Origin of the sequence: Corynebacterium pseudodiphtheriticum DSM 44287, assembly GCF_000688415.1 — a bacterium.
In the GTDB taxonomy this organism is placed as follows: domain Bacteria; phylum Actinomycetota; class Actinomycetes; order Mycobacteriales; family Mycobacteriaceae; genus Corynebacterium; species Corynebacterium pseudodiphtheriticum.
In genome coordinates this window covers 152,155-162,205 of sequence record NZ_JIAH01000005.1, presented here as the reverse complement: position 1 = coordinate 162,205, position 10,051 = coordinate 152,155, and the positions used below count along the sequence as shown (strand labels likewise).

Sequence of the window (10,051 nt, the reverse complement as noted above, 5' to 3'; positions counted from 1 at the left end):
CACCAGACGTGAAGAAACTCGCCGTAATTTTCGGCTCGTGCACCATCATTGCGAGCTTGTTTTCATCGCCGATCGAGGCACACGCTAATCCCGCGAGTTCCAGCGATTCGGCGCGCTCTGGTGCCGTAGTGAATCTTGCTTCTTCCGCACCTGCTCTTCCCGGTAGTTCGATTGGGCCACGCTGGGATCAGTTCCAGTTAGGGTCACAGATCCTGGAGTTTTTCCATAACTCCACCGACGAGGCCTACCGTGCGTTTTTCGCTTCCTTGCCTAAGGAAGTCCAGCAGCTTTCTTCCACACCGCAACCACGCAGCAAACCGACCCCACCAAACTTGCAGCCTGGTTATCAACCACCAGCTCCTGTTACTCCAGCCGGTGATTGCTCGAATTGCGTAGCTTTAACTTTCGACGACGGCCCGCAGCCGCCGACCAACCGAATTCTGGATACGCTCGACGCCAAACACGCAAAAGCTACGTTTTTCGTGCAGACCCCGATGGTGCATGCCTTGCCGGATACGGCGCGTCGCATCGTCAATTCAGGCCACACCATCGGCAATCACGGCACAACGCACGTGAATTTCGCGCTGAGCAGCCCAACTCGTGTGCATACTGAGATTTCTCAAAACACCAAGGCCGTGCAGGCGGTCACGGGTGCGACACCACGCTGGCTACGTCCGCCGTACGGCGCTCACAATGACAACGTCGTACAGGCAGCCCGCGCACACGGTATGGGGGTTGCACTGTGGGATGTCATCGTTTTCGACTGGCGCGATCGCGACGCCAACACAGTCTGCGAACGCACGGTCAACCAAGCCGACGGCAGTGAGGTCGTGCTGCTGCACGACATCCACAACACCACCGCAGACGCGACCACGTGCATCATCGACGGGCTGCGCGCCAAAGGCCTAGAACCAGTGACTTTGGATCGCCTGCACGGCTCGCCGGAACCTGGCAGGGTCTACGGTACCCGCTAGGGCTACGCATCGCGTTGAGCCGCGTTATTCAACCGCTTCACAAACTGCTGTGGCCGGTCCACCGTCACGCGGTAGGTTTTGCCATCTTTCATCTCCAGCGCCAAGTTGGCCGCGCCCGCGTGCATAGACAATGCACCTCCGATGAAGTGCACGCCGAAGGTATTACGTTCCAATGGCAAAGGGTCCCGTGGGATGGCAGCTTCCTTGATATCTGCAAGATTGCAGGTTTTTACAGGGACCCACAGGACTTTGATTTTTAGCGTCTGCTGCTCCTGGTCCAACTGAGTATCGATGTGAAACAACACGACGATTGCCGGCACGATGACCAAGAGAAACGCCGCCCAACTCATCATGAGCAAAAACCAGATGGTGATAACTACTGTCACTGCGATCCAAGCCCAGCGAGCAGCATTGTATCCAAAAACTTGTGAATGTAGACGAGATTGTTGATTCGCCATAGGGGATTACACCTCCGGGGTTAAAGCGTCACATAAACCTAGAGTACCCAGATACTCGCGAAAGCTTTTGGGATTCTACATTTCTCGGCGCCCCCATTTATGATGTCTCCAAAGCTCATCGGCTCGCACGCCACGTAGCCGCGAGATCTCCCCACTCGACTTATCCTTTTGGAGCCAGCCCATGTCATCCTCGTTATTCCAGCGCGCAGCTGCCCTTGCTCTGACTGCGGCATTCAGCCTGCCTGCAGCCGCTGCTGTCTCATCTGCCGTGGCCACCCCACAAGCACACGCGCAACAGTTTTCCAGCGAAACCAGCTCCCGGATCGCTTTCGATGGCTCTTCCGAGCCAATGGCGGAATGGTCCAAAGACCCAGCTGTGCAGGGACATGTGCTAAATGTTCTTCAATTTTTCCAGAACCACACCCCCTGGCATCAACTGCCCATGTGGAACCTATGGGGTGAGCAAACCCCCTACACCATCGACAAGGAGCAGGATTTTGCACAGCCGCGCCTGATCCACCGCGAAGCAGACGAGCGTTTCGACGTCGAACGTCTCTACGTGGAGTCCCCGGCAATGCGTCGCGTCGTCCAGGTGCAAGTGCAGTACCCGAAGGACCGCGACACAGCCGCACCGATGCTGTATCTTCTCGACGGCGTGTCAGCCCCGCGTCAGTCCGGATGGCTGCGAAAAGGCGACGTGCAAGGAACCATGGCGAATGAACACGTCACCACGATCATGCCCGTCGAGGCTGGTGGCACCAACTACACAGACTGGAACAGCACCGACCCATATTTGGGCCGCGCAAAGTGGGAAACTTTCCTGACTCAGGAACTACCTGGCGTGATGGAACAACAAACCGGCATCCCTTTTAACGGTGAGCGCTATATCGGCGGCTTGTCCATGGGCGGTTCGGCTGCCGTCCGTCTGGCCAATCTGTACCCACAGCTGTATTCCGGTACTTTCTCGGTTTCGGGGTGCTATTCGTCGATCAGCACTGCTGGCCGTGCTTATTTCGACCTGGCAGCGCTTGTCATGGGTGGCAACCCAGAGCTGATGTGGGGCCCGGGCAACGCCCCAGAGCGCCTGCGTAACGACGTCGTCTCGGACCCAAAGGGTATCGCCAGCATGCCGGTCTATATTTATTCCGCCAATGGCTACGCTACTGAACATGATATTGAGCTGGCCCGCCCCGAGGGCATTCCGACGTTCTTCGGCAATATCACACTGGAAAAACTCACGAACCAATGCACCGCGGAATTGGAGCACTCATTGCAGGAAAAGGGCCTGATGCACGAGCGCATTGAGTTCGACCACGCACCAACCGGCATCCACGACTGGCCGTATTACAAGCAACAGCTCCCCGTGGCCTGGGCCAGCGTAACCCAAGGCAAATACACCTACCCGACCCCGGGAGAATAGTAACAACCCTGCTAGACGCGTGAGCTGCAGTTATACTAGGCGAGCATGAAACTTTCACGTACTTTCACTGCCCTGGCCGCGACCTCCATGCTTATCTTGGCAGCATGCTCTAATGCCGCGGACAGCGCCGATGAGACTGTTAATAGCGCTACCGAGCAGGCCTCGAGCGCGGTTAAATCCGCTACTGACGCCGCAGGCAGCGTGGCCGACAAGGCGAAAGACGATGCAAAAGATGCTGCTTCGGACACAGCCGACCAGAAATACCCTGACATTCTGGAAGCCGAATTATCCGGTTCCGATGGCGAATACCGCATCTCCGTGACGGTGTCCTCGCCCTATGATTCCCCGGAGCGCTACGCCGACGGCTGGCGCGTGCTCGACGAAGACGGCACCGTGTTAGCCGAACACGGACTCGGCCACGACCACGCCAACGAGCAGCCTTTTACTCGTTCCCGCGGCCCCTTCGAGATCCCGGACAACGTCAACGAGGTCACCGTCGAAGGCCACGACCAAGAACATGGCTACGGAGGCAAAACCGTCACCATCGAAGTCCCGCGCTAGCCCGTTTCGCGCAGTCTTTCGCCACGGATGGTGGCTAGATTTCCAGCCCAATCCACAGCGGTTCGGGCTCAAGCTGTACCCCAAATTTTTCCTGTACCCCGGCGCGCACATCACGGGCTAACTTGACGACGTCCGCAGCCCGCGCCGCGCCCCGGTTGGTCAGGGCCAGGGTGTGCTTCGTCGACAAGCGCGCTGGGGCATCCGCACCCGGGTAGCCTTTGGCAAAACCTGCACGATCAATCAGCCAGGCGGCAGACAGCTTCACCAGTGCTTCTGCGGCTCCATTTCCAGCCCCACCGGAAGCCCTTGCGGCACCACCGGAAACCTCAGTGCCAGACCCCTCAGTGTCGGAAACCTCAGTGCCAGAACCCCCAGTATCAGACCCCTCAGTGGCCATGCTGCCTGCAGCCACCGGGAAACGCGGCATGCCCGCTGCTTCGTCGGCACCCAGCTCTGCGGCAACGACCTGGGTGATCTCGTCGGCAAGCGTCTCCGGCACTACTGGGTTGGTAAAAAACGAACCCGCCGACCACGTGTCATGATCTGCTGGATCATGCACCATTCCCTTGGAGCGACGCAGGCCCAGTACCTCCTCGCGCACCTCCGCCGGATCGCGGCGCTGCCCCGGCTCACCAGCCAGCTGGCCAAAACGCAGCGGAGCTGACAAACCATCAGTGCGCAGCTGGAACTCTACGGCAAGCACCACCCCACGTGCGGTGAATTTCAAATTGGAATAGCGATACGCCAAATCCAGCGCGCTGGCAGGCACCCATTCGACGGTACCGGTCGCACGATCTAACAACTGCACACGAGTGAGTACATCCGCGATCTCCGCACCATAAGCACCGACGTTTTGCACCGGGGTGGCACCGACAGAACCCGGAATGCCCGATAAACACTCCAAGCCACCAAGCCCCGCATCGATGCTGGCAGCGACGACCTCATCCCAGATGGCACCCGCGCCCGCGCGCAACACACCGGTGCTGGCGTCGATCTCCAGGTGGTCATCGCCCATAAGCACCGCGACCACATCCAGCGGCTCGTCGGTCACCAGCAAATTGGATCCACCACCGACAATCAGCAGCTCCACCCCGGCAGCATCCAGGGCGCGAACCACCGCCGCGGCGGCCTCACCAGTCGCGGCTCGCACGGCAGCCCGCGGGGCACCACCCAGGTGAAACGTCGTCAACTGAGAAAATTCCACGCCATCGACGCGTTCGAGCGCCCCGGCGTCGGCAAGCGTGCGCAACTCCGGGGTATCCAAGGCCGTATTTGCTTGAGTCATAAAATCATTCATCACTATCACAGGGTAGTCTGTAGGGCATGTCTACCCGTAGCGAAAACACAGTGACCATCAATCACTCCGCCGAAAAAGTCCACCAGGCGTTGACCAACGAGAAGTACTGGGCTTATATCGCCGAAAACCTTTCGCCAGAACCAGGCGAGCTCAACGAGTTCTCCAACAACGAAGCCACCCTGTTCGAGCTGCTTCCCGTCACCATCCTGCCGGAGGCCGTACGCGCTATGGTCTCGCAGTCGCTGAAGGTTAAGCGCACCGTCAAAGTTGGCGCGCTTGCCGACGACAAAGCGGAGCTTTCCTACAACGCCGATGTCAAGGGCACCCCGGTTGATTTCAAAGGCACCGTTCAGCTGACAGGCCAAGGTGAAACCACCACCCTGAGCTACACCAACGACGTTTCCGTCAACATCCCAATGATGGGTGCCGCTATCGAGCCAAAGGTTGGCGAAGCACTAGAAGAGCTCTTCGACAACGAAGGCCAGCTGACCGAAAAGTGGATTAACGAAAACCTCTAATCCCGGCCGTCTCACGCTAGACTGTGCCTATGCCTTCTAGCTCTCAAGCCCCAGTCAGCTCTAAAGCACAATCATCCGCCGCAACTGCCTGGAAAATCATCGTCGCCGTCTTGGTGGCGGTGCTGATCCTGGTGCTGTTGGCGGAATTTGGCGCGCGTTATTTCATTGGTCAACAACTGCGCGCGAGCTTCCGTGAAGACATCGAGGCCCAAGGCATTGAGATGACCGAAGACCCAGAAGTCTCCTTCGGTTCCAGCCCAGTGTTGTTCGGCCTGGTCGGTGGGAAGCTCAGCGAAGTCAACATCGATACCCCATCGACACTGCAGCAGGATGCCGAGGGCAACTACAAAGGTATGCCCGCCTCACACGTGCACATGGAATCCATGGCGCTTGAATCTGGGGAGGCGGAGTTTTTGCGCACCCGCTCGGAGCTTCCCGACGAGTACCTCACTCACACCATCCAAGAGGGACTGCGGGAACAACTCGGTGGCGCCGCATTTTTGGGTGAGCTCGTGGTCTCAGATATCTCAACGGATCACGAAGCCGGTACCATCACCGTGAAGTTTCTGTCCGGCGCTGCGAATCTGACGCTGCGCCCACTGGTGGGGGACAACGGAAATGTCTCTTTCGATGCTTCTGAAGCAAAAATCCTGGGCTTTTCACTCCCAGAAGGCGCCGCTGACGGTATCGCGAATTCCTTGAACCAAAACCTGCGTGAGGCTACCGGTGGGCAGTTGGATATCACTGCAATTGAATTCAATGACCACGGTTTGGTAATCACCCTGGAGGGTCGCAACGTGAATCCTTCGGATATGAGCAAAGAGCTTAACGCAACGCCGGGGGCCAATCCTGGTGGTTCGGGCAAGGACGCTGAACAGGATGCCGGAGCAAATTCGACGGCACCAGTCCGTAAAAGTTAGGTAGATGCACTGTTAACCTAGCTTTGGCTAGCTAAGAGTTTTTATTTCTACGAGTAGCCCCAACGGGTACAGGAATTACCGCCAAGATTTGCTTGGCGGTTTCTGTTTTTTCCAAGGCCTTTTTGTTGGCTGCAAGGTCCGCGGATTCCGCAACCAGCCACTCCACTAATGAAGAATCAGCAGCCGGGGATTCAGCTAACTTTGTACCCGCTCCCATGTCCAAAACTATTGGAATGCGATCAGGCAACTGCTGCGCCGTTGCCCACGATGCCGGGTACTTCGTTTGGGAAGTTACTACGAGTTGGTCCACCTTCGCGAAATCACAAGTAGATACCAATTCGCCACGTCGGGTTTCCGGCTTCCACGTTTCCTCCCCTGCCAGCTGCTCTAACAGCTGCCCCGACTGCTGTCCCGCTGCTGATGCAGACTGCTGCTCTGGCGCTGATGCAGACTGCTTGCCCACCGCGGAATAATCCGGCACCACCACGCCGAGTTGTGCCGGGGCGGGTACAGCTTCCCGAAGACTAATCATGTCGCTGAGAAGGGCATTAGCGTCAGTATTACTCGTGTCTACGCAAGCCCAGACACGATGCGCTCCTTGCGAAACCGCCAGCCGCGCCTCAGATGCTTTTACCAAAATATGGTGGCGCCCCGTCGGGAAACCAACTGCCGTGATGATCGTTAACACGGAGGATTCATCCGCATCGTCGTCGTAATGATCTCCACCGTGTTGCCGCACGTATCTGTCCAGCGTTTTTGCTGCTGTCGCTACGTGATTCGGGCTCACAACAACCGCCCCAACCCCTGCAGCAATAGCGGCGGCCACACCATTGCGCACTTCAGCTAAGCCGACGTGCGGGGCGCGAAAATCCCACGCAAGAAACTGATGTAACCAGTTTTCTTCCATCTTTTAGTTCCACATCATCTGCTGCTATAGGGCGAAGCGTACAGGCCTAATCCCAGCGATATTCGCCGTTGATCAAGGCTTTGAGCGAAGGGCGAACGTCAAACCAGTAAATACCGATAACCACCATGCCGACCCACGGCAAAATCGGAATCGGCATCGGCACGATAAATGCGGAGGCAGCCAACATCGCAACCCACACCATCTTTGATTGGCGGGAATCCGCATCAAAGGCGTCGTCACGGGTCATAGCCGCCGAAATAGCGCCAGCCAAACCGGCGATGGCCACCAGAGAATAAAGCCCCTGTTGCAGCCAAAACAAGCCGTACAAGAGATTAGACTGCCAAGGCTCTAACGAAGGCCCACTAGGTGGCAGTTGTGCCAAGTGCTGGGTCTGTTCAGCAGCGAAATTGGCTTGCGATAATACGTCAACAATCATGTGGTGTCGGGGTCCCTCGGAATACGATTAGTCTAACTAGCGAAAATTATCACACGCACGCGCATTCGCGCGAGATACTGGCGGGCGCCATCAGCCGGCGCCGGGGAGCCGGTTTAGTCCGGCTTGTGGCCGTCGATATCAACAACTTCGCCCTCAATAATATGTGGCTGCCTGTTTTTCGCCGCAGCATCAGCATCTTTCCCCCGCCCAGGAAACTTCCGCAGTCTGGCTTTGGCCTCGCTTACTGCCTCACTATCACGAGTTTTCGCGACGGCATCGCGTAACTCAGAACCGAATTCGCTGCCCAAGTATTTACCACGCTTCCACAGCTTCGAACCGGTTTCTTTCAAATCGTCGAAACTATCAATGCCGCGGAAATCCTGCGCGGTTTGGCGCGCTGCGTTTTTCGCTGTGCCAATGGCATCACGATCGTGATAATTCTGAGCGGCATTTTCCGCAAATTCGCCAGCTACAGAACGCAAAGAGGAACCAGTCTGCTTGAGCGAATCAACAATGTCGTCCGCCGAAAATCGCTTGCGCTTATCAGTCATAGTGGTACTCCATCTGTCCTCTGGGGGTCGTGCCTAGCGGGTTGACATGGTGGGGTTGACATGGTGGGCGCTCACCCCGGTTGTGTTTTTTTGTTTAAGCGCCAAACAGTAGCTGATTGACAGTGTAGATAACCAAGCCAGCCAGCGCACCAACAACGGTGCCGTTAAGCCGAATAAACTGCAGATCTTTACCCACCATAAGCTCAATTTTCTCGCTGGCTTCATCAGCATCCCAGCGCGCGATTGTCTCAGAAATGAGTCCTGTGACTTCCGAAGAATAGTTATTCGCCAAAAACTCCACTGCAGAGTTGATTCTCCGGTCCAACGAACCACGCAGTTCAGCATCGGCACGGATATTTTCTCCCCAGCGCACGCACAGTTCCACGATCTTCTGGCGCAGCGTGGACTCTGGATCTTCGGCAGCGCTCAGCAAACCTGTTGCAGCCTTATCCCACAACATTTCCGGTAATGCCTTCACCGCGCGTGAACCGCGGATCTCTGCCTTCCATTCTTCTACCCGGCTAATCATCGTGGCATCAAACTGTAGGTCATACGACAGTTGGCGTAGCCCTTTGCGAATGGATTTCCGTGCAGGATGTTGCGGGTCGGCCTCCACTTCCCTGATAAACGACGCCATCTCGCGGAAAACTTTCTCTCCCACCAATTGCCGAGCAAAACGCGGAGCCCAAGTCGGCATGCGATCGTTGATCAAGGTGACAATCGACTCCTCCGAATCGTCAATCTTGCTCTTCGCCCAGGTCACAACTTCGTCAACAACTGGTTCTAACTTGCCTTCATCGATCAAGGCGTCGAGCGTACGTCCTAGTGGCGGGCCCCATATCGGTTCGGCAGCCTTATCAATCAAGTGCCGCTGGATAAGTTCTTCTGCCTCTTGCGCGTCTATAGCTCGCACAATATTCGTGGTCAGCTTGCCCACTTCCCGGGAGACTTTCTCAGCGTTTTCGCGTTCGCTTAGCCACGCCCCCAACCATTCCGGCAATTTGGCTGCACGCACCTTGGAAGTGATTAATTCAGCATTGAGAAAATTATCGCCAACAAATTGCGACAGCGAATCACCTAACTGGTCCTTCTTTTTGCGAATCAATGCCGTGTGCGGGATCGGTAGGCCCATCGGGTGCCGGAACAAAGCAGTCACTGCAAACCAGTCCGCCAAGCCACCGACCATGCCGGCCTCTGCGGCGGCGCGCACATAACCAACCCACCCTGGGGTATCGCCCGGCTGGCTTTGCCACCAGGAACAGCCCAGAAATATCGCAGCAGCCAGCACCAATAGGCTGGTAACGAATATCTTGTGCTTGCGTAGTTCAAGAGCACGTTGCTGGTCTGTGGGTGCAGCATTGTTAGCAGCTGCGTGGCTTACCGAAGAGCTGTTTGCATAAGCGTTTTTGCCAGCAGTGCTTTCCGCAGTCGTGCTTTTCGCGGCCGTACGTTTAGCGGCGATACTGTGTTTCGGGGGATTCATATTCTGCGTGGTCTCCGCTCGGATTCTTGAGGGCGTTGTCTCGAACTACGAAAAGCCCCGCCCTGCCTAGACGCGGTAGGCATCTAGCAGGTACGGGGCGAGGCTGGCAGGAAAGGCGCGTTAGGAGGTGCGGCCGGTTTCCTTCACATATTGACGGTAATACCGGCGACCAAAGTGGATCGAACCAAAACCACCGACCAAAGTAACAACAACACCAATGGCGCCAATGATGGTCAAAATAGTGGAGTAATTAGCTGCGGTACCGGCATCCCAAATACCCGTGCTGATACCCCAAATCAGGGTGCCAGCGAATGGGAAGAATCCGAGAAGAAGGCCCATGCCAATCCAAGTCGAATTACGCAACAGCGACGAGTGCGGCGCGCCCAAGGAAACTGGGTTGTAGCCCTCGATGTAGCTGTGGTGCAGTTCCTGCGAATAGCTTGGGTAGGTCTCCGCAGCGAAGTCCGCTACTTGTTCATTGGTGCTCATGGGGTGCCAAAGCCTTTCTTCTGTATCACTAGTGACA

The 10,051-nt window shown here is 56.7% G+C and carries 12 protein-coding genes; 5 read left to right on the top strand and 7 right to left on the bottom strand.

The annotated features are described in order from the left end of the window. The first annotated feature begins 8 nt into the window (after positions 1–8). Complete coding sequence (locus O146_RS0101410; protein WP_051619187.1) at positions 9–974, top strand: polysaccharide deacetylase family protein; 966 nt, start codon at positions 9–11, stop codon at positions 972–974. Between the two features lie 2 nt (positions 975–976). On the opposite strand, the gene O146_RS0101405 is transcribed toward O146_RS0101410, so the two are convergent. Then, positions 977–1,432 (bottom strand): hypothetical protein, encoded by a 456-nt coding sequence (locus tag O146_RS0101405; protein ID WP_027017480.1) that lies wholly within the window; start codon positions 1,430–1,432, stop codon positions 977–979. Positions 1,433–1,613: 181 nt separating this feature from the next. Here O146_RS0101405 and O146_RS0101400 point away from each other — a divergent pair, with 181 nt between their 5' ends. Next, a complete protein-coding gene (locus O146_RS0101400) occupies positions 1,614–2,852 on the top strand; it encodes an alpha/beta hydrolase (protein WP_027017479.1) in 1,239 nt (412 codons plus the stop codon). Positions 2,853–2,897: 45 nt separating this feature from the next. Beyond that, complete coding sequence (locus O146_RS0101395) at positions 2,898–3,413, top strand: hypothetical protein (protein ID WP_027017478.1); 516 nt, start codon at positions 2,898–2,900, stop codon at positions 3,411–3,413. 34 nt (positions 3,414–3,447) lie between these two features. Here O146_RS0101395 and O146_RS0101390 read toward each other — a convergent pair whose 3' ends face one another. Then, positions 3,448–4,710: a UDP-N-acetylmuramate dehydrogenase gene (locus O146_RS0101390; RefSeq protein ID WP_027017477.1), complete on the bottom strand. Its 1,263-nt coding sequence runs from the start codon at positions 4,708–4,710 to the stop codon at positions 3,448–3,450. Positions 4,711–4,736: 26 nt separating this feature from the next. On the opposite strand from O146_RS0101390, the gene O146_RS0101385 reads away from it, so the two are divergent. Continuing rightward, positions 4,737–5,228 (top strand): DUF2505 domain-containing protein, encoded by a 492-nt coding sequence (locus tag O146_RS0101385; RefSeq protein WP_024272748.1) that lies wholly within the window; start codon positions 4,737–4,739, stop codon positions 5,226–5,228. Positions 5,229–5,257: 29 nt separating this feature from the next. Continuing rightward, positions 5,258–6,148, top strand: coding sequence for an LmeA family phospholipid-binding protein (locus tag O146_RS10675; RefSeq protein ID WP_051619186.1), 891 nt, complete (start codon positions 5,258–5,260; stop codon positions 6,146–6,148). A 31-nt stretch (positions 6,149–6,179) separates the two neighbouring features. Here the strand turns inward: O146_RS10675 and O146_RS12060 are convergent, their stop codons facing one another. The 5 genes from O146_RS12060 to O146_RS0101355 form a co-directional block, all read right to left on the bottom strand. Continuing rightward, on the bottom strand, positions 6,180–7,055 hold the full coding sequence (locus O146_RS12060; protein ID WP_051619185.1) for a hypothetical protein: 876 nt from the start codon (positions 7,053–7,055) through the stop codon (positions 6,180–6,182). Positions 7,056–7,101: 46 nt separating this feature from the next. Next, the gene (locus tag O146_RS0101370) at positions 7,102–7,491 is read right to left on the bottom strand and encodes a DUF2516 family protein (RefSeq protein ID WP_023018872.1); all 390 of its coding nucleotides are present in this window, start codon (positions 7,489–7,491) and stop codon (positions 7,102–7,104) included. Between the two features lie 113 nt (positions 7,492–7,604). After that, positions 7,605–8,042 carry a hypothetical protein gene (locus O146_RS0101365; RefSeq protein ID WP_027017475.1) on the bottom strand — a complete coding sequence of 146 codons (438 nt, stop codon included), beginning with the start codon at positions 8,040–8,042 and terminating at the stop codon, positions 7,605–7,607. Positions 8,043–8,136: 94 nt separating this feature from the next. Further along, complete coding sequence (locus O146_RS0101360) at positions 8,137–9,525, bottom strand: DUF445 domain-containing protein (RefSeq protein WP_244266784.1); 1,389 nt, start codon at positions 9,523–9,525, stop codon at positions 8,137–8,139. A 120-nt stretch (positions 9,526–9,645) separates the two neighbouring features. Next, entirely contained in the window at positions 9,646–10,014 is a 369-nt protein-coding gene (locus O146_RS0101355) for a hypothetical protein (RefSeq protein ID WP_021352825.1), read from the bottom strand. Positions 10,015–10,051: the final 37 nt, after the last annotated feature.